Consider the following 18,659-nt stretch of genomic DNA (forward strand, 5'->3'; position numbering starts at 1 on the left):
GCCCCTCTTCATGAACTTCCAGGATTTCTTCCTCAACTACGGTCTGCTCATCCTGCTGGGCGCCCTCCTGGTGTTCATGTTCTGGAACTCCAGTCGCCGCATGAAGAAGCAACGCGAGGAGCAGGCTCAGAAGGCTCGCCAGACCGTTCCGGGAGCCGAGGTACTGCTGCAGGGTGGCCTCTACGGCACGATCGTGGAGTTCGACCCCGACAACCTCGACCAGCCTGCGGTGGTCGAGATCGCTCCCGGTGTTGACATCAAGGTGCACAGCCAGGCAATTCTTCGTGTCATCACCCCGGCTGACGAGGTCGAGGACGAAACCGATGACGGGTTCGACGACATCGTCGACAACTATCACGAGACCCACGACGGCGAGTCGTCGGACGCTGTGACCCCGGACGCGGAGCCGGCAGCAGAGACCGACGCCGACGGGCGTGACGGCGACACCAAGCCCAACGCCTGATCCTTCCCGAGAGCATCCCGTGGCCGCATCCACTCCTGTTCGCCGTGCCTGGCGGGCCCTCACCGGCCTGCTGACGATCACGGCGGTACTGTTCGGCATCAACGCCCTCGGCGTCTACGTTTTCAACGCGAGCTCGTGGACCCCTGAGCTCGCTCTCGACCTTCAAGGTGGCACCCAGATCATCCTCGAAGCGCAGACTGCAGACGGGACGAATCCGTCGGCCGAGCAGATGAATCAGGCCGTCACGATCATCCGGCAGCGCGTTGACGCATCCGGTGTCGGCGAAGCCGACGTCACCACAGAAGGTGGCAAGAACATCGTCGTCCAGATTCCTGGTCAAGCTGACGAAGAGACGCGGCAGCGCATTGAGGCGTCAGCGCAGCTGCAGTTGCGTGCGGTTCTCTACTCCGGATCTCCGGCGACAAGCTTCGTGGGCGATGACGGCGAGTCCACTCCGTACCCCACGCCGGATCCGGCACTCGAATCCACGCCCACGGTGGAGCCCACGAACGGGAGCGACCCCGCGTGGATCACTCCTGCGCTCCAGGCCGAGTTCCTCGCGTACAACTGCGCCGATCCGGCCAATGATCCCGCTAACGCACCGACCGACGAGCCCCTCATCACCTGTGATGCCAACGGGACGGTCAAGTACATCCTCGGGCCGGTAGAGCTCGACGGGTCGTCGATTGTGGATGCGACCAGTGGACTTGAGCAGACCTCCGGACAGTGGGTCGTCAACCTTCGTTTCGACGAAGCGGGAACCGAGACGTTCGGTCAGATCAGCCAGAGACTGTATGGTGCAACGCCACCGCTCAACCAGTTCGCGTTCGTCCTCGACGGCTACGTACTGACTGCGCCCTCGATGAACGGCGTCATCCTCGACGGGCAGCCGAGCATTAGCGGCACCTTCACCCAGGAGACGGCGAAGGTCCTGGCTGACCAGCTCAAGTACGGCGCCCTGCCGCTGAGTTTCGCCGTCGTGAGCTCTGACACGATCTCGGCAACCCTAGGATCGCAGCAGCTGCAGATCGGTCTGATCGCCGGTCTCATCGGCCTCGCCTTGGTCGCCATCTACTCGCTGATCGTCTATCGCGCACTCGGGTTCGTGATCATCGCATCCCTGGTGGTGATGGCGGTTCTCACCTACGTGATGCTGCTGATCCTCGGCTGGCGCATGGGCTTCCGACTCTCGCTCGCGGGTGTGGCCGGTCTGATCGTGTCAATCGGGTTCACCGCTGACTCGTTCATCGTCTACTTCGAACGCATTCGAGACGAACTGCGAGACGACAAGTCGATCACGGGCGCCGTCGAAGACGGCTGGTCGCGGGCAAAGCGCACGATCTACATCTCGAAGTCGATCAACATCCTTGCCGCTGTCGTGCTGTACATCCTTGCGGATGCGACGGTGAAGGGCTTTGCGTTCACTCTCGGGCTCACAACGGCGATCGATGTCCTCATCTTCATCCTGTTCACCCACCCGGTGATGCAGCTGTTGGCTCGAACGCGATTCTTCTCGTCCGGCCACCCGCTGTCGGGCCTCGATCCCGACGCGCTCGGCGCGGTCTACCGGGGCCGCGCGCAGTTCCGCGCGCCGGTTGTGACGCCCAAGACGGCAGCCGAGAAGCGGGCGTCCCGGTCGCGGGGCGAAGCCGCGCGTCGCCAGACGATAGCCGAGCGCAAGCTCGCCGAGTCTCGCACACCCGGGTCTACCCAGCCCACCGAGGGAGAGGACACCCCCTGATGCGCTCTCTCAACCAGCTCGGAAACGACCTGTACAGCGGCAAGACCTCCTTCCCGTTCGTCGGCAAGCGGCGACTGTGGTTCATCATCGCCGCGGTCCTGGTGATCGGCTCAGCACTCGTGCCCTTCATCCGGCCGATTCAGTTCTCGATCGAGTTCACGGGTGGATCGCAGTTCACCGTTTCGGGAGTCACCAACCCCGATCAGTTGATCGCGACCGCAGCTGTGCAGTCCGTCGTGCCCGGCGCGACGACCAAGGTTGCAACCGTTGGAGCTGAGACCGTTCGTGTCCAAACGGACCAGATGACGGACGCCGAGACGCGAGATGTTGCGGCAGCGCTTGCCGAGGCTTACAGCGTCGACGCGAGCGAAGTGACCACCTCGTTCATCGGCCCGAGTTGGGGTCAGGATGTCACGCGCCAGTCGCTGTGGGGTCTTGCGATCTTCCTCGCGCTGACGTTCATCATCCTTGCGCTGTACTTCCGCACCTGGAAGATGTCTGCGGCGGCGATCATCGGCCTCGTCGACGTGCTGGTGATTACGGTCGGGATCTACGCGCTCTTCGGCTTCGAGATCTCTCCCGCGGCAGTCATCGGGTTCCTCACGATCCTCGCGTACTCGCTGTACGACACGACTGTCGTGTTCGACAAGGTCCGCGAGAACACGTCCGAAGACGGAGAGATATCGGGTCGAACCTTCGGCGAGTCGGTGAACCTGGCTGTCAATCAGACGCTGGTGCGCTCGATCAACACCACCGTCGTTGCGATCCTGCCGGTCGGTGCGATCCTCTTCATCGGTGCATTCTGGCTCGGCGCCGAGACGCTGACCGATATCTCGCTGTCGATCTTCGTCGGGATCATCGTGGCGGCCTATTCGACGCTGTTCGTCGCGGCACCGCTGTTCTCGCTGTTCCGCGAGGGCGAGGCGCCCATCCGCCAGCGCGATCAGCGCGTCATCGCTGCCCGCGAACAGGCGGTAGCTTCGGCCTGATCGCCTCAACCGCGGCGTAGGATATGGGCTCCAGCGAAGGGAGGGCTATCGGGTGACCGAGACCGTCCCGCCCGCCCAGAGCGTACCTGCGGGCTCTTCGTCGCTGTTGCGGCTCGTTCCGCGCATCTTCTCGCGGGCCGCGCGCCGCGACGACGTCGAGAAGCTCTTGCGCACCGTCCGCACGCACCATCCCAAGGGTGACCTGGCGATCATCGAACGTGCGTACGCGATCGCGGACCGCGCCCATGCGGGACAGAAGCGCCAAAGCGGCGAGCCCTACATCACGCATCCCTTGGCGGTAGCCCAGATCCTCGCAGATCTGGGCCTCGGACCCAAGGCCGTGGCCGCCGCGCTCCTGCACGACACCGTCGAGGACACCGGCTACTCACTTGACGCACTCACTGCCGAGTTCGGCGACGAGGTGGCGATGCTCGTCGACGGTGTGACCAAGCTCGACAAGGTCAAGTACGGCGAGAGTGCCCAGGCCGAGACCGTGCGCAAGATGATCGTTGCGATGTCTCGCGACATCCGTGTTCTGCTCATCAAACTCGCCGACCGGTTGCACAACGCCCGGACCTGGGGCTTCGTTCCGCCCGAGAAGGCCCGGAAGAAGGCGACAGAGACCCTCGAGATCTACGCGCCGCTCGCGCATCGCCTGGGTATCCAGACGATCAAGTCCGAGCTGGAAGACCTCTCGTTCGCGGTTTTGCACCCGAAGCTCTACGCCGAGATCGAGAGCCTCGTCAAGCAGCGCACGCCGCAGCGTGAGAAGTACCTGCAGAACGTGGTCGACGCAGTCGACTCCGATCTGCGTGAGCTCCGCATCCGCGGGCGCGTGCTCGGCCGCCCCAAGCAGCTGTACTCCGTGTACCAGAAGATGGTGGTGCGGGGTCGCGAGTTCGACGACATCTACGACCTCATCGGCATCCGGATTCTCGTGGCGTCCGTGCGGGATTGCTACGCCGTGCTGGGTGCCATTCACGCCCGGTGGACGCCGCTCCCGGGGCGGTTCAAGGACTACATCGCGACGCCGAAGTTCAACCTGTATCAGTCGCTGCACACGACGGTGATCGGCCCCGAGGGGCGCACCGTCGAAATCCAGATCCGCACCCACGAGATGCACCAGCAGGCCGAGTACGGTGTGGCGGCGCACTGGAAGTACAAGGAACGGATGGCCGGCGGGAAGGTCGACGACAAGGCCGTCGACGCGGATCTCGCCTGGCTCGCGCGGATTTCGGACTGGCAGGCAGAGACCGCCGACCCCGGGGAATTCCTCGACTCGCTGCGCTTCGAGATCGGTGCCAAGGAGGTCTACGTCTTCACGCCCAAGGGTCGTGTGATCGGGCTTCCAGCAGGGGCCACTCCCGTGGATTTCGCCTACGCGGTGCACACCGAAGTCGGTCACCGCACGATGGGCGCGAAGGTCAACGGGCGCCTTGTTCCCCTCGAATCAGAGCTCAAGAGCGGCGATGTCGTCGAGGTGTTCACGTCGAAGAACCCGGATGCCGGGCCCAGTCAAGATTGGTTGAGCTTCGTCAAGAGCACCAGGGCCCGCAGCAAGATCCGCGGGTGGTTCACGAAGGAGCGGCGCGAAGAGGCGATCGAACAGGGCAAGGAGTCGATCGCGCGCGCGATGCGACGCCAGAATCTGCCGCTTCAGCGGCTCATGAATCAGGACACCCTGAGCGAGGTCGCCCACGGTTTGCGCTACGAAGACGTCTCCGCGCTCTACGCAGCTGTGGGCGAAGGACACGTCTCGACCCAATCCGTCATCGAGAAGGTGACGGCGCTGGTCAGCGCCTCCAACGACACCGCAACGGGCCCAATCGACCTCCCGCACGTCGGGCGCTCGCGCCAGCCGCGAGCAGGGGACTCGGGCGTCCTCGTGCGCGGCGTGCCCGACATCCTGGTCAAGCTCGCGAAGTGCTGTACTCCGGTTCCCGGCGACGAGATCCTCGGCTTTGTGACGCGGGGGAGCGGCGTCTCGGTCCACCGCGCGGACTGCACGAACGTGGCCTCGCTGCGCTCAGACCCCGAGCGTCTCATCGAGGTCGAGTGGGCACCGACGACCAAGAGCGTGTTCCTCGTGCAGATTCAGGTCGAGGCTCTCGACCGGTCGGGTCTGCTCAGTGACGTGACCCGTGTGCTCAGCGAGCACCATGTGAACATCCTGTCGGCGTCGGTGTCCACGACGAACGACCGCCTCGCCCTGAGCCGCTTCGTCTTCGAGATGGGTGACATCGTGCATCTGGACCGCGTCCTTAACGCTGTTCGCCGCATCGACGCCGTCTACGACGTCTACCGCGTGACCTCCTCGTAGATTTCCCGGGAGCGCAGTATCTCGAGAGCCCGCACTTTGTGTGGGACCGTGCCGGCGTTCTCCAACCAGTTGATCCCCGCCCGGAGGGTCTCAGGATCTCGCGCGAAGCCGTTGAGGGCTGCTCCGTGGTCGGTGTCGCCGACGCGGGCAAGGTCTGCAGCCGTGCGTGCCGGCGTCGTGACGAGCACCCCACCGATGCGGCAGAGGTCGGCCTCGGGGAGGTAGCTGTCGCGGTAGTGGAGCCGGCGATGGATGACCCCGTGGATGCGGTGCGGCACCGCTCGCTGCACGGTATGCCTGGCCGGCGGGTCGCTGATGGCACCGTACACCCATGCTGCCGAGAGGTGTGTCGCTGCCATCAGGTCGCGAAGCAAGCGTCCGAGAGATGCAGCTCGGGCACTCGGCGTCTCCACGGTGTCGGCAGGCATATACGCGGCGTCCACCTCGATGAGGTGACCGTCGAGCCGCGCGGCCGACAGTTCAGCGAGCGAGAGCCGCTCGTCGACGAAGTACAGGAACGGCGAGGTCATCCCCGCAGTCTGCCCGGGGCAGACTCGGTCGACGGTGCGCTCGTCTCAGTCTGTGGAGAAGTCCTGGTCAGCCCTCGAGGGCGCGAAGCCATGCCCGTCGAGCGTCGAGCGCCTCGTTTGCCTTCTTCATCGCGCGCTGATCCTTGCGGGCGGTGGCTTCGGCAAGCTCGGCCTCGAGCTTCTCGATCGCGTCGTAGAGCTGGCGCGTCATGTCATTTGCGCGCGCCGTCGTCTCCGGGTTGTTGCGGGTCCACTCGGCATCCTCCCGCGCACGAACCGACACCTCGATCTTGCGCAGTTCGTCGTCGAGAGCACGTTCCTGCTCGCGGGGGAAGATCCGACCGATGTCATCCCACGACCGCTGAATCGCGGTGAGAGCGCTGCGTGCGGCGGCAAGATCCGCCATGTCGAGAATGGGACGAGCGCGCTCGATGAGCTCGCGCTTCGCCTCGATCTTCTCCTTCGAGGCTTCGACCTCCGCGGCCTCGCGACCCGCACGTGCCGAATAGAGCGCATCGCCTGCCGCCTTGAATCGTGCCCACAGGGCGTCATCGACCTTCTTGCCGGCGCGGCCTGCGGCCTTCCACTCGTTCAGAAGGTCACGGTAGGCGCCGATCCCGTCTTCGCCGCGCGGCGCCAGCGCCTCCGCGCGCTCAACCAACCGGTTCTTGCGTTCGCGTACGGCCTTGTGAGCCTCGTCGAGTTCGGCATAGAACTCTCGGCGGTGCTTGTCGACGGTGGCCCGAGCGTCCCGGAACCTCTTCCATAGCGACTGCGAGACCGACTTGGGAAGGTGCGGCCCGTTCTGCTGGTGCGACTGCCACTGGTCGAACAGCGAACTCATCTCAGCCGAGGCTGTCTTCCATTGCACGGTCTTCGGGTCCCGTGCGGCGATCGCCTCGGCCTGCTCGACGAGCTGCGTCCGCTCGGCGATCGCGGCATCGACGGCCTCACGCGCCTGGGCCGCTTCAGCGGCACTCGCTTCGGTCAGCGACGCAGTGAGAGCATCGACGCGGGCGCTCAAGGCCGCAAGGTCGCCGACCGCGGATGCTCCGGAGATCTTCCCGCTGAGGGTTGCCGCCGTCGCGCGCAGATCGGCGGCACTGGCACCGCCACGGCGGTGGCGAACTTCCAGCAGCGTGACCTCCGATGCGAGGTCGGCGAACTTCCGCTCGTAGTAGGCCAGGGCCTCCTCGGCGGTACCGTCGGGATACTGGCCGACGACCCGCCACTGGTCGCCTTCGCGCACCGAAACCGTGCCGTCATCATCGACGCGGCCCCAGGGCTGATCGACGGGGGTGGAGGACGAAGCTGTGTCTGACACGGAAGGCACCTCAATGCGGCGGAGCCGCCTGCGGGGGGATGGACGCTTAAGCCTAATACGCAGCGCTGCCGCGACCAGGAGTCGATGCTGTAGCGATGTCGTGCCGCGCGGCTAGCCTGGGACCTATGGCGACTACGGCGGGGCTCTTCTCGGGGCAGACCCCGCTACCGGTACGAATGCGACCGACCTCCCTCGACGAGGTAGCTGGTCAGCAGCATCTGCTTCGACCGGGTGCGCCGCTCGTCGTGCTTGCCGACCCCGATGGTGGCTCACGAGCCGCGACATCCGTCATCCTCTGGGGGCCACCGGGCACCGGCAAGACCACCCTCGCCCAGGCTGTCGCGCGCTCATCAGGCCGCCGCTTCGTCGAACTTTCGGCTGTCACCGCCGGTGTCAAAGACGTTCGCGAGGTCATGCAGGATGCCCTCACGCAGCGCGATCTCTACGGAACCTCGACGATCCTCTTTCTCGATGAAATCCACCGATTCACGAAGGCGCAGCAGGATGCCCTGCTGCCGGGCGTCGAGAACGGCTGGGTCGTCTTGATCGCAGCAACCACCGAAAATCCGTCGTTCTCCGTGGTTTCCCCTTTGCTGTCCCGGTCACTGCTGTTGACCCTGCAGCCGCTGACGGATGCCGATCTCGCTGGACTCATCGATCGAGCGGTCTCTGATGCGCGCGGGCTTGCCGGTGCGGTAAACCTGACCGATGAGGCACGGGCTGCCCTGGTGCGGCTCGCTTCCGGGGATGCCCGCCGCGCTCTGACTGCCCTGGAGGCGGCGGCGTCACTTGCCGAACCGGAAGCTGACGAGGCAGTTGGCACGATCACCGCCGAGCACGTTGCGCAGGCTGTCGACCGTGCACTCCTTCGCTATGACCGTCAGGGCGACGAGCACTACGACGTGATCAGTGCGTTCATCAAGTCGATCCGCGGATCGGATCCGGATGCCGCGCTGCACTACCTCGCGCGCATGATCGAGGCGGGGGAGGACCCTCGCTTCATCGCGCGCCGCCTGATCATTTCAGCCGCCGAGGATATCGGCCTCGCAGATCCCCAGGCGCTTCCGCTTGCCGTTGCGGCTGCGGATGCCGTCCAACTCATCGGTTTCCCCGAGGGGCGCATTCCCCTCGCCGAGGCGACGGTTTACCTGGCAACGACTGCCAAGTCCAACGCCGCGTATCTGGCTATCGATGCCGCAATCGCCGACGTACGCCAGGGCGGTGGCGGTCGGGTGCCGCCGCATCTGCGTGACGCTCACTATCCGGGGGCCGCGCGGCTCGGACATGGGAAGGGCTACCGCTATCCCCACGACGACGAGCGCGGGGTGGTTGCGCAGCAGTATCTTCCCGACGCACTTCGTGACCGCAGCTATTATCACCCGACCGCGCGCGGCGCAGAGCGGGAGATCGCGGCGCGGTGGAGCCGTATCCGCCGCATTCTCGGCAGACCTGACGAACCTGGCTCGGGTGCCGCTTCCGGCGCCTACTGACCGCTCTGGTAGACTTGTTCGGTTCGGAACCGAGTTTTCGGATATCCCCACACTCGAGAAAAACCCCTTCGGTGCGCTGCGACGTGCGAATCGAGGCGGAGTGCGGGATACGTCCATGAGCCGCGAAAGACGCGGCCATGTCATCGGAAGGAATCCTTCGTGCCTACGAAGTCCCAGGATCGCCGCAAGGTGCGCATGTCGCGTGCCCTCGGCGTCGCACTGACCCCCAAGGCTGCTCGTTACCTCGAGAAGCGCCCCTACGCACCGGGCGAGCACGGCCGCACCAAGCGCAAGGCCGACAGCGACTACGCCGTTCGCCTCCGTGAGAAGCAGCGTCTGCGCGAGCAGTACGGCATCCGCGAGAAGCAGCTTCGTATCGCGTTCAACGAGGCCCGCCGCAAGGACGGCCTGACCGGTGAGAACCTGGTCGAGCTGCTCGAGATGCGCCTGGACGCGCTTGTGCTTCGTGCCGGTTTCGCCCGCACCACGGCGCAGGCCCGTCAGCTCGTCGTGCACCGCCACATCCTCGTCGACGGCAAGACGGTCGACCGTCCGTCGTTCCGTGTCGTACCCGGCCAGCTCATCCACGTCAAGGCGAAGAGCGAAGGCCTCGAGCCGTTCCAGGTCGCCGCAGCCGGCGGACACGCAGAGGTTCTGCCCCCGGTTCCGGGCTACCTCGAGGTCGAGCTCGACAAGCTCCACGCCCGTCTCGTGCGTCGCCCCAAGCGCGTCGAGGTTCCTGTGGTCTGTGACGTTCAGCTCGTCGTTGAGTACTACGCGGCGCGCTAAGCGGCGCGTAGTACAGCCGCGAAGCGGCCAACAGCACTGTTACGCGGCGCGCTAAGCACCGTTGCGCGGCGCGCTAAGCCGCGCGTTGGCAAGGGCGTCGGGGAGACCCGGCGCCCTTCGCTGTTCTCGCCTACGATGGAATGAGCCGCCGTCGCGGAAAGGGAGTGAGCGCATGAAAAACCTGCTGTGGTTCGCACTGGGGCTTGCCGGGGGTTTCGTCGCCGCCCATTACGTCAACAAGGATCCGCGCGGACACGAACTGCTCGCCGAGGTGGATGCGCGTATCTCGCAGTTCACCGACCGGATCGCGGATGCGTATCGTGAGCAGGAAGCCCGGATTGTCGGGATCGTCGAAGATGCCGTGGATTCGGCATCCGCGACCGTCGACGCCGTGACCGAGGCCGTGACGGACGCTGCCGGCGATGCCGCCGACGCAGCGAAAGACGCCGCCAAGAAGTTCACCGACTGATCTCAATGCGTGCGTGCGTCGCCCGGGCCGGGCGATGCCGTTCACCCGTGCAAAGGAAACCCGATGAAGACCGCTGAGATCGCCCAGCGCTACCTCGACTACTTCGAGAAGAACGATCACGTCATCGTTCCGAGCGCATCGCTGGTCACCGACGACCCGTCACTGCTTTTTACCGTCGCGGGAATGGTGCCCTTCATTCCTTACCTCACCGGGGTCGTTCCTGCGCCCTACCCTCGCGCTGCTGACGTGCAGAAGTGCATCCGCACCAACGACATCGAAGAGGTCGGCAAGACCGCACGCCACGGAACGTTCTTCCAGATGCTGGGGAACTGGTCGTTCGGCGACTACTTCAAAGCTGGCGCCATCGAATACGCCTGGGAACTGCTGACCTCGCCCGAGTCGGCCGGCGGCCTCGGCTTCGCCGAGCGCGACCTCTGGGTCACCGTGTACGAGGACGATGACGAGGCAGCCGGGCTCTGGAAGAAGATCGCCGGGCTTCCCGATGAGCGTATCCAGCGCTTCGGCAAGGAAGACAACTACTGGTCGACCGGTCAACCGGGCCCCGCGGGGCCCTGTTCCGAGATCTATTTCGACCGGGGACCGGCGTACGGCCCGGACGGGGGACCGGCAGTCGATGACAGCCGGTTCACCGAGATCTGGAACCTCGTGTTCATGCAGTACGCGATCACGAACGTTCGGTCCAAAGTCGATTTCGATGTGGTGGGCGAGCTCCCGCAGAAGAACATCGACACCGGCATGGGCCTGGAGCGGGTCGCGTTCATCAAGCAGGGCGTCGACAACATGTACGAGACCGATCAGGTGCGCCCTGTGCTCGATCTCGCCGTCGCGCTGTCGGGCCGCACCTACGGTGCCGTCCACGAGGATGACGTGCGATTCCGCGTTGTCGCCGATCACGTTCGTTCCTCGCTCATGCTGCTCTCCGACGGGGTCCGCCCCTCGAACGAGGGACGTGGCTACATCCTCCGCCGCCTCATGCGCCGCACGGTTCGTGCGATGCGCCTGCTCGGTGTCGACGCGCCGACGTTCCGCGAGCTGTTCGCCGCGTCGCGGGATGCCATGGCTCCCGCCTACCCGACTCTCGCTACCGACTACGACCGGCTGGAGTCCGCGGCGGTCGCCGAGGAAGAGACGTTCCTTCGTACGCTCGCAGCAGGATCGACGATCCTCGATCTTGCTGTGGCTGAGACCAAGAGCTCCGGCAAAGCCGAGATCGCCGGCTCCGAGGCGTTCCTGCTGCATGACACCTACGGTTTTCCGATCGACCTCACGCTCGAGATCGCCGAAGAGGCCGGTCTGTCTGTGGACCGGGCCGCTTTCGACTCGCTCATGCACGAGCAGCGCCAGCGCGCCAAGGCCGACGCGAAGTCGCGCAAGCGCGCCATCGCAGATCATTCGGTCTACCGCGAGTTCCGCGCCCTCGGCGAAACGACGTTCACGGGATACACCGATCTTGAAACCGAGTCCCGCATCCTCGGGGTTCTCGTAGATGGGGTCTCTGTCGATCGTGCCGCCACCGGTCAGGTGGCCGAGGTGATCCTCGCCGAGACGGCACTGTACGCGGAGTCGGGTGGTCAGGTCGCCGACAAGGGAATCATCGTCGGTCCCGGCTATCAGCTCGATGTCATCGATGTGCAAAAGCCGGTGCCGGGCCTGGTGAGTCACACAGTGGAGGTGACCAGTGGCGAGGTCGCTGTCGGGTTGGCTGCGACCACGATCGTGGATGCCGCCAACCGCCGCGCGGCAGCACAGGCGCACTCCGCGACCCACCTCGTTCATGCTGCCCTTCGCGACACGCTCGGGTCATCGGCCACGCAGTCGGGATCGCTGAACCGCGCCGGCTACCTGCGCTTCGACTTCGCGTGGACTCAGGCTCTTTCTCCTGAGACGAAGTCTGAGATCGAAGAGATCGCAAACAACGCTGTGCGCGACAATCTGCAGGTCACCACGCGTGTCCTCGCGCTCGACGAAGCCAAAGAGCTCGGCGCCATGGCCCTGTTCGGGGAGAAGTACGGCGACACCGTTCGGATGGTCGACATCGGCGGACCGTGGTCGCGCGAGCTGTGTGGTGGCACCCACGTCGCGACGAGCGCCGAAGTTGGCCTCATCAACCTCGTGGGCGAATCCTCGGTCGGCGCCGCCAATCGTCGTGTCGAGGCGCTCGTCGGCGCTGATGCGTTCCGTGAGCTCGCGGCCGAACGAGCGATCGTCTCACAACTGACCTCGTCGCTGAAGACCCCCCGAGATCAGCTACCGGCGCGCATCGCCGAGCTCGCCGCGAACCTCAAGGCAGCCGAGAAGAAGATCGCGTCGCTGCAGGCGAAAGCTCTGAGCGAGCAGGTTCCGGACCTCGTTGCCGGCGCTCGTCGTGTGGGCGCACTGTCGGTCGTCACCGCCAACCTCGGCCGCGCAGGCTCGGCTGACGACCTCAGAGCCGTCGCGCTGAAGGTCCGCGAGCGACTCGGTTCCGACGCTGCGGTCGTCGCTCTCGGAGGCGAGGTCGATGACCGACCGGTCGTCATCGTTGCCACGACCGATGCGGCACGCTCGCTCGGCGTGAAGGCCGGCCCCCTGGCAAAGGCTGCCGCGACGACACTCGGCGGTGGCGGTGGCGGACGCGACGACCTCGCCCAGGGCGGTGGCGCCGATGTCAGCGCGCTGGCTCGCGCCCTCGATGACGTCGTGGCGGGGCTGCCCCGGCCGTGAGCGGATTTCGCCGCGGCATCCGTCTCGCCGTCGACGTCGGGAAGGCTCGTGTGGGCGTCGCCCAGTGCGATCCTGACGGCATGCTTGCGACGCCGACCGAGACTGTCGCGCGCGGCGACGGCACGATCGGGCGCTTGGCTGAGCTCGTATCCGATATGGATCCGATCGAAGTCATCGTCGGCCTGCCGATCAATCTGCGGGGAGAACGCACCGCCTCGACCGACGACGCAGAGGCGTTCGCCGTCGAGCTGGGTGCACGGATCACCGTTCCGATCCGGATGCTCGATGAGCGCCTGAGCACGGTCTCGGCGCACAGCGCCCTGCGCGCATCGGGCAAAACCACCCGAACTTCTCGTACCATGGTGGATCAGGTCGCCGCCGTCGTGCTGCTGCAGCAGGCGTTGGACATCGAGAAGAGCACCGGCCGCCCACCGGGTGCGCTACTACCCCCCGCCGAGGAGCCTGCCTGACATGCCCGACGATTCGTCACCGTTCGACGATCCGTTCGCCGATCTCTTCGGAAAACTCCCGGACGGTCGGTCGCGCGGGACCGGAGGTGCAGCCTCGGCCTCGTCAGAGCCGCCTGCGCCCACCACCGGGAATTCCGCCCGGAGCGGCGCCACCGAGCACCCGGACGAGCAGGCCACCGAGAACGCCGAACCGCCAGCACCGGTTCCAACTTCCGAGGGATTGTCCACGCCGGCTCCACCGTCACGGCGTGCAGCGCGTGAGGCCCGTGCCGCCGGCACGACCGGCGGCACGCCGTCAGATCCTCAGCTCCCCGCACAGCCGACGAGCACGGCTGGCTCCGCCGCGGCAGACGACGATGTGCCGCCGGAGCTGTTCTGGGCCGCGGTCGCAGCGCCGCCGGCCTCAACACAAAGCCTCACCTCGACCTCGACCTCCGCCCCTCGCGCGGAGCGTCCCGCGCCGGCACCGACCGGCACCCTCGATGACCTCTTCGCAGGAGAGCGCACCACGGATGACATCGGCATGACCCCTCCACCGGCAGAACGCCGCCGTCGCCGACGCGGCGGATGGATCGCCCTCATCGTCGTTCTCGTGCTCTTCGGCGGAGCTGCGGCAGGCGGCTGGTGGGTGTGGTCGACGTACGAGGACAAGATCCGCGAGGTGCTGGGCTGGGAAGAGCCGCAGGAATACGAGGCGGGGATCGCCACCGGCGAAGCCTTCCTCACGATCGTGTCGGGGGATACCGGCGCATCGATCTCACCCAAGCTCTACGAGGCAGGTGTGACGAAGACGCCTGACGCGTTCTACGACTACCTCGTCGCCGAAGACCTCAATCCGCCGTTCGTCCCCGGCGTCTTCCGGCTCCAGCAGCAGATGACGTCGGCAGCGGCGCTGGAGGCGATTCTCGATCCCGCCAACAAGATGGAAAACACCGCGCAGTTGCGCGAGGGACTCACGGTCGATCAGTCGATCCAGATCCTCTCCGACAGCCTCGGAATCCCGCTCGAGGACTTCCAGGCCGCAGTGGCCGACCCGGGTCTGTACGGCGTGCCCGTCAATCAAGCTATCGTCGCTGCCGGTGGGCAGCCGCTGGAGGGCTGGCTGTTCCCCGCGACCTACACCTTCGACCCTGGCGTGACCGCACAGCAGGTCATTCAGACGCTCGTCGATCGCGCGGTTCAGTCCTTGGATACTGCGGGCGTACCCGTCGACGATCGGGAGCGCATCCTCACCGTCGCGTCGATCATCCAGCGCGAAGCCCGTTTTGAGGCCGATTTCTACAAGGTCTCGCGCGTCATCCAGAACCGCCTCGATCAGGGCATGAAGCTGCAAATGGACTCGACGGCTCAGTACGGCTACGGCGAGTTGCATGACGGCACAGTAAGTTCATCGGGCGAGGCTCTCACCGACAACAATCCGTGGAACACGTACGTCATCGATGGACTGCCAGTCGGCCCCATCGCCAACCCGGGCGACCTCGCGATCGACGCGGCGATGCATCCTGAGGACGGCCCGTGGCTGTACTTCGTCACGGTGAACCTCAACACCGGCGAGACGGTCTTCACGACCAACTACGACGACCACCTGGCCGCCGTGGAGCAGTGGCGCCAGTGGTGTACGGACAACCCCGACGCAGGCTGTTGAGGTGACGCAGCGACGTACGCGTCTGGAGGTCTGGGGCGACCCGATCGAGCACAGTCGGTCACCCCAGCTCCACGCAGCCGCGTACCGCGCGCTCGGCCTGGATTGGTCCTACGGACGCCGCCGCGTCTCGGCGGAGAGCTTCCCTTCGGAGTTGCACTCGCTCGACGACGCCTTCCGCGGCCTGTCGGTCACCTATCCACTCAAAGAAGCGGCTTTTGCGGCATCCGTTACCCGCGATGCGCGTGCGGAACTTACCGGAGCCGTAAACACCGTTCTGCTGACCGGTGCCGGGCCTTCCGGATTCAACACGGACGTCGGCGGCATCGTCGGGTCTCTCGCCGAGTGCGGAATCACCGAGTTGCGTCGCGTCAGGATCGTCGGGGCAGGCGCCACGGCGACATCTGCGCTCGTGGCTGTCACGGAGCTTGGTGCGGACGAGATCGAGGTCGCAGCCCGGCGGCCTGAAGCTGTCGCCGGGCTCCGCGAGATCGGCGACAGGCGTGGACTCACCGTTCGCGGCGTCCCTCTCGCGCAGCCTGAGCTTGCACCTGTCGACCTGACGATCGCGGCGCTCCCCGGCGGTGCTGTGGTGGCTGACGCAGGCGCCGATCGGCTCGCATCGGGCGGTGGAGCGTTGTTCGACGTTGTCTACGGGCAAGGGATGACGTCCCTGCAGGCCGCCTGGCTCCGCGCCGGTCATCCGATTCATACGGGAGAAGGGATGCTACTGCACCAGGCGGTGCTGCAAGTGCGGATCTTCGTCGGCGGCGATCCGGCAGTGCCACTTCGCGACGAGTCGACTGTTGTCGGCGCGATGCGAGCAAGCCTCATGGGAGACTAGACCAATGCTCCGCGTGCTCACGGCCGGCGAATCGCACGGCCCCGAACTGGTCGCCGTCATGGAGGGTCTTCCCTCTGGCGTTCCCATTTCCCGCTCCGAAATCCAGGCTGATCTTGCCCGCCGCAAGCTCGGGTACGGGCGCGGATCGCGCATGAAGTTCGAAGAAGACGAACTCACGATCTCCAGCGGCGTCGTCCACGGGATGAGCCTGGGCAGCCCAATCGCGCTGCGCATCGCGAATACCGAGTGGCCCAAGTGGGTCGAGGTCATGAGCGCTGAACCCATCGAACTGACCGAGAAGTCGCGCGGTCGCGGAGCAGCGCTCACCCGTCCCCGCCCCGGGCACGCCGACCTCGTCGGGATGCAGAAGTACGGGTTCGACGAGGCCCGGCCGATTCTCGAGCGGGCAAGCGCGCGCGAAACGGCCGCCCGTGTCGCGCTCGGGGCCATTGCTCGGGCGTTCCTCGCCGAGCTCGGAATCCGTCTTGTCTCTCACACGGTAGGTATCGGTCCGGTCGAAGCGCCGCGGGACGCTCCGCTGCCTACGCCCGACGATGTCGAAGCGCTGGATGCCGACCTGATGCGCTGCTTCGATCCCGAGACCTCGGCGCGGATGGTCGCCGAAGTCGACGACGCTCGTAAAGCCGGCGATACCCTCGGCGGTGTCGTCGAGGTCCTTGCGTTCGGACTCCCGCCGGGGCTCGGCAGCCACGTTCACTGGGATCGTCGGCTCGACGGCAAGCTGGCGCAGGCGCTCATGAGCATTCAGGCGATCAAGGGCGTCGAGGTCGGCGACGGCTTCCTGACGGCGCGGCGCCGGGGCTCGGAGGCTCACGATGAACTGTTCGCGACCGATGGCGGCATCGCCCGAGCCACGGATCGCGCCGGGGGTACTGAGGGTGGCATGTCAACCGGAACCGTCCTGCGGGTTCGCGCCGGAATGAAGCCGATCGCCACCGTCCCGCACGCACTGCGCACGGTCGACGTGGCATCCGGCGAGACCGCTAGCGCGCACCACCAGCGATCAGATGTGTGCGCTGTCCCGGCAGCCGGCGTGGTCGCCGAAGCCATGACAGCGCTCGTGCTCGCTGAGGTCGTACTCGAGAAGTTCGGGGGCGACAGCGTCGCCGAGACGCGTCGCAACCTGCAGTCCTACCTGGCAGCGATTCCCCCGGCCCTGCGCACGAGCTCAGAAAGCGACGAATCGCTGCTGGACGCGGCAGTTCTCACCAGCGATGGCCCCCGCTAGTCCGCTCGTTCTGGTCGGCCCCATGGGGGCGGGAAAGACGAGCATCGGACGTCGCGTTGCCAAAGCACTGGGCGTGACGTTCATCGACACGGATGCCGTGGTTCAGCGCGAGCACGGGCCGATCGAGCAGATCTTCGAGATCCAGGGCGAGTCAACCTTCCGCTCCTGGGAACGTGCGGCGATCCAGGACGCCCTCGGGCGCGGCGGCGCCGTCGTGTCGCTCGGCGGCGGAGCCGTGCTGGATGCCGACACTCGTGCGGACCTCGCGACGTGCGATGTCGTCATGCTCACGGTCGACCCCCGCGTCGTGGCAGGGCGGATTCAGGGAACGGCGCGCCCGCTTCTGTCCGGCGAGGACCCGCTAGAGCGGTGGCGACGCATCTGGCAGGAGCGTCGTCCCCTCTATGAAAGTGTCGCCGACATCACGATCGACACGTCGACCGGTCCCCTCCAGCACGTCGTGGACGAGATCGTGTCGTGGGCGCGCCACCGCACCGAGTCCTCCGATCCACTCGCCACCGGGAAAGAAGAGTCATGACCGCTCCGACGACGATCGCCGTTACCGGCGACAGCCCGTATGACATCACGATCGGTCGCGGCATCCTGGACACCGTTGGTGCGGCACTCCCGACTGCTGCTCAGCGTGTGCTCATCGTGCACCCGCCGACCCTGTCAGCGCAGGCTGAAGAGCTGCGCGGACGCCTACAGGGCGACCGACAGGTGCTTCTAGCCGAAGTGCCCGACGCCGAGGCCGGCAAGCGCGTCGAAGTCGCCGCATTCTGTTGGCAGGTCATGGGCCAGGCGAACTTCACTCGTACTGACGCCGTCGTCGGCTTCGGCGGGGGAGCGGTGACAGACCTGGCCGGATTTGTCGCCGCAACCTGGCTGCGCGGCGTCTCGGTGGTGCAGGTGCCAACGACGGTCCTCGGCATGGTCGATGCGGCAGTGGGCGGAAAGACGGGCATCAACACCGCCGAGGGAAAGAACCTCGTGGGCGCATTCTGGCCGCCGGCTTCCGTCGTTTGCGACCTCGACCTCCTCGAGACCCTGTCACGCAACGAGACTGTTGCTGGGTTCGCCGAGGTCGTGAAGGCGGGCTTCATCTGGCATCCGGAGATCCTGGAGCTCATCGAGAGGGATCCCGACGCCGCGACGAACCCGGCATCCGACGCGTTCCGGCGGTGCATCGAGTTAGCGATCGGGATGAAGGCCCGCGTCGTCTCCGAAGACCTGCGTGAGGCAGGGCTTCGCGAAGTCCTCAACTACGGCCACACCCTCGGGCACGCCATCGAGCACACCGAGCGGTATCAGTGGCGCCACGGCGCGGCGATCTCCATCGGCATGGTGTTCGCCGCCGAACTCTCGCGACTGGCCGGACGACTCTCGGATGACGCCGCCCAGCGTCACCGCGACATCCTGACCACCCTGGGCCTGCCGACCACCTACCGAGCCGGGGCATGGCAGCAGCTGCTGTCGACGATGCAACGAGACAAGAAGACGCGGGGAAGCATGCTGCGCTTCATCGTCCTTGACGACATCGCCCGCCCTACGGTTCTGCAGGCCCCCGACGAGTCGCTCCTGTTCGCTGCATACCAAGAAGTGGCGGGGTGAGCCG

16 protein-coding genes are annotated in these 18,659 nt (G+C 66.0%); 14 read left to right on the forward strand and 2 right to left on the reverse strand.

Annotated features, from left to right (window positions below; all coding sequences use genetic code 11):
* The first annotated feature begins 10 nt into the window (after nucleotides 1-10).
* From ACQVDU_RS03975 to ACQVDU_RS03990, 4 genes are read left to right on the forward strand one after another with little or no spacing between them, the layout of a single operon-like run.
* Nucleotides 11-463, forward strand: a complete 453-nt coding sequence (locus ACQVDU_RS03975; RefSeq protein ID WP_300593930.1) for a preprotein translocase subunit YajC — start codon at nucleotides 11-13, stop codon at nucleotides 461-463.
* Between the two features lie 19 nt (nucleotides 464-482).
* Complete coding sequence (gene secD, locus ACQVDU_RS03980; RefSeq protein WP_443476282.1) at nucleotides 483-2,204, forward strand: protein translocase subunit SecD; 1,722 nt, start codon at nucleotides 483-485, stop codon at nucleotides 2,202-2,204.
* Entirely contained in the window at nucleotides 2,204-3,193 is a 990-nt protein-coding gene (gene secF, locus ACQVDU_RS03985) for a protein translocase subunit SecF (protein ID WP_300593926.1), read from the forward strand. Before secD ends, secF begins: the two co-directional genes overlap by 1 nt.
* A 52-nt stretch (nucleotides 3,194-3,245) precedes the next feature.
* Nucleotides 3,246-5,513, forward strand: coding sequence for a RelA/SpoT family protein (locus ACQVDU_RS03990; RefSeq protein ID WP_300593923.1), 2,268 nt, complete (start codon nucleotides 3,246-3,248; stop codon nucleotides 5,511-5,513).
* Here ACQVDU_RS03990 and ACQVDU_RS03995 read toward each other — a convergent pair.
* Nucleotides 5,492-6,043: a hypothetical protein gene (locus tag ACQVDU_RS03995; RefSeq protein ID WP_300593920.1), complete on the reverse strand. Its 552-nt coding sequence runs from the start codon at nucleotides 6,041-6,043 to the stop codon at nucleotides 5,492-5,494. The two genes, ACQVDU_RS03990 and ACQVDU_RS03995, sit on opposite strands and share 22 nt — an antisense overlap.
* Before the next feature lie 67 nt (nucleotides 6,044-6,110).
* Complete coding sequence (locus ACQVDU_RS04000; protein WP_300593917.1) at nucleotides 6,111-7,367, reverse strand: DUF349 domain-containing protein; 1,257 nt, start codon at nucleotides 7,365-7,367, stop codon at nucleotides 6,111-6,113.
* A gap of 125 nt (nucleotides 7,368-7,492) precedes the next feature.
* Between ACQVDU_RS04000 and ACQVDU_RS04005 the strand changes: the two genes are divergently transcribed.
* The 10 genes from ACQVDU_RS04005 (at nucleotide 7,493) to aroB (ending at nucleotide 18,655) form a co-directional block, all read left to right on the forward strand.
* Entirely contained in the window at nucleotides 7,493-8,857 is a 1,365-nt protein-coding gene (locus ACQVDU_RS04005; protein ID WP_300593914.1) for a replication-associated recombination protein A, read from the forward strand.
* Nucleotides 8,858-9,016: 159 nt separating this feature from the next.
* Nucleotides 9,017-9,646 carry a 30S ribosomal protein S4 gene (gene rpsD, locus ACQVDU_RS04010; protein WP_300593911.1) on the forward strand — a complete coding sequence of 210 codons (630 nt, stop codon included), beginning with the start codon at nucleotides 9,017-9,019 and terminating at the stop codon, nucleotides 9,644-9,646.
* 172 nt (nucleotides 9,647-9,818) lie between these two features.
* On the forward strand, nucleotides 9,819-10,115 hold the full coding sequence (locus ACQVDU_RS04015; protein ID WP_300593908.1) for an ATPase: 297 nt from the start codon (nucleotides 9,819-9,821) through the stop codon (nucleotides 10,113-10,115).
* Nucleotides 10,116-10,178: 63 nt separating this feature from the next.
* Nucleotides 10,179-12,839 (forward strand): alanine--tRNA ligase, encoded by a 2,661-nt coding sequence (gene alaS / locus ACQVDU_RS04020; RefSeq protein ID WP_443476283.1) that lies wholly within the window; start codon nucleotides 10,179-10,181, stop codon nucleotides 12,837-12,839.
* Entirely contained in the window at nucleotides 12,836-13,309 is a 474-nt protein-coding gene (gene ruvX / locus ACQVDU_RS04025; protein WP_300593902.1) for a Holliday junction resolvase RuvX, read from the forward strand. The genes alaS and ruvX overlap by 4 nt, the downstream gene beginning before the upstream one ends.
* 1 nt (nucleotide 13,310) lies before the next feature.
* Nucleotides 13,311-14,954: an endolytic transglycosylase MltG gene (mltG, locus tag ACQVDU_RS04030; RefSeq protein WP_300593899.1), complete on the forward strand. Its 1,644-nt coding sequence runs from the start codon at nucleotides 13,311-13,313 to the stop codon at nucleotides 14,952-14,954.
* A gap of 1 nt (nucleotide 14,955) precedes the next feature.
* Nucleotides 14,956-15,795 (forward strand): shikimate dehydrogenase family protein, encoded by an 840-nt coding sequence (locus tag ACQVDU_RS04035; RefSeq protein ID WP_292710330.1) that lies wholly within the window; start codon nucleotides 14,956-14,958, stop codon nucleotides 15,793-15,795.
* 4 nt (nucleotides 15,796-15,799) lie between these two features.
* On the forward strand, nucleotides 15,800-17,044 hold the full coding sequence (gene aroC, locus ACQVDU_RS04040) for a chorismate synthase (protein ID WP_443476284.1): 1,245 nt from the start codon (nucleotides 15,800-15,802) through the stop codon (nucleotides 17,042-17,044).
* Nucleotides 17,031-17,582, forward strand: coding sequence for a shikimate kinase (locus tag ACQVDU_RS04045; RefSeq protein ID WP_300592875.1), 552 nt, complete (start codon nucleotides 17,031-17,033; stop codon nucleotides 17,580-17,582). The genes aroC and ACQVDU_RS04045 overlap by 14 nt, the downstream gene beginning before the upstream one ends.
* The gene (gene aroB, locus ACQVDU_RS04050) at nucleotides 17,579-18,655 is read left to right on the forward strand and encodes a 3-dehydroquinate synthase (RefSeq protein WP_300592871.1); all 1,077 of its coding nucleotides are present in this window, start codon (nucleotides 17,579-17,581) and stop codon (nucleotides 18,653-18,655) included. Before ACQVDU_RS04045 ends, aroB begins: the two co-directional genes overlap by 4 nt.
* Nucleotides 18,656-18,659 lie beyond the last annotated feature (4 nt).

Source organism: Microbacterium sp. F2, from assembly GCF_052274505.1.
In the GTDB taxonomy this organism is placed as follows: domain Bacteria; phylum Actinomycetota; class Actinomycetes; order Actinomycetales; family Microbacteriaceae; genus Microbacterium.

Bases quoted from the DNA above. Each gene is read 5' to 3' on its own strand.
- ACQVDU_RS03975 (WP_300593930.1), top strand. From the start codon at position 11: ATGAACTTCCAGGATTTCTTCCTCAACTACGGTCTGCTCATCCTGCTG.
- secF (WP_300593926.1), top strand. From the start codon at position 2,204: ATGCGCTCTCTCAACCAGCTCGGAAACGACCTGTACAGCGGCAAGACC.
- ACQVDU_RS03995 (WP_300593920.1), bottom strand. From the start codon at position 6,043: ATGACCTCGCCGTTCCTGTACTTCGTCGACGAGCGGCTCTCGCTCGCT.
- ACQVDU_RS04005 (WP_300593914.1), top strand. From the start codon at position 7,493: ATGGCGACTACGGCGGGGCTCTTCTCGGGGCAGACCCCGCTACCGGTA.
- ACQVDU_RS04015 (WP_300593908.1), top strand. From the start codon at position 9,819: ATGAAAAACCTGCTGTGGTTCGCACTGGGGCTTGCCGGGGGTTTCGTC.
- alaS (WP_443476283.1), top strand. From the start codon at position 10,179: ATGAAGACCGCTGAGATCGCCCAGCGCTACCTCGACTACTTCGAGAAG.
- mltG (WP_300593899.1), top strand. From the start codon at position 13,311: ATGCCCGACGATTCGTCACCGTTCGACGATCCGTTCGCCGATCTCTTC.
- aroC (WP_443476284.1), top strand. From the start codon at position 15,800: ATGCTCCGCGTGCTCACGGCCGGCGAATCGCACGGCCCCGAACTGGTC.
- ACQVDU_RS04045 (WP_300592875.1), top strand. From the start codon at position 17,031: ATGGCCCCCGCTAGTCCGCTCGTTCTGGTCGGCCCCATGGGGGCGGGA.
- aroB (WP_300592871.1), top strand. From the start codon at position 17,579: ATGACCGCTCCGACGACGATCGCCGTTACCGGCGACAGCCCGTATGAC.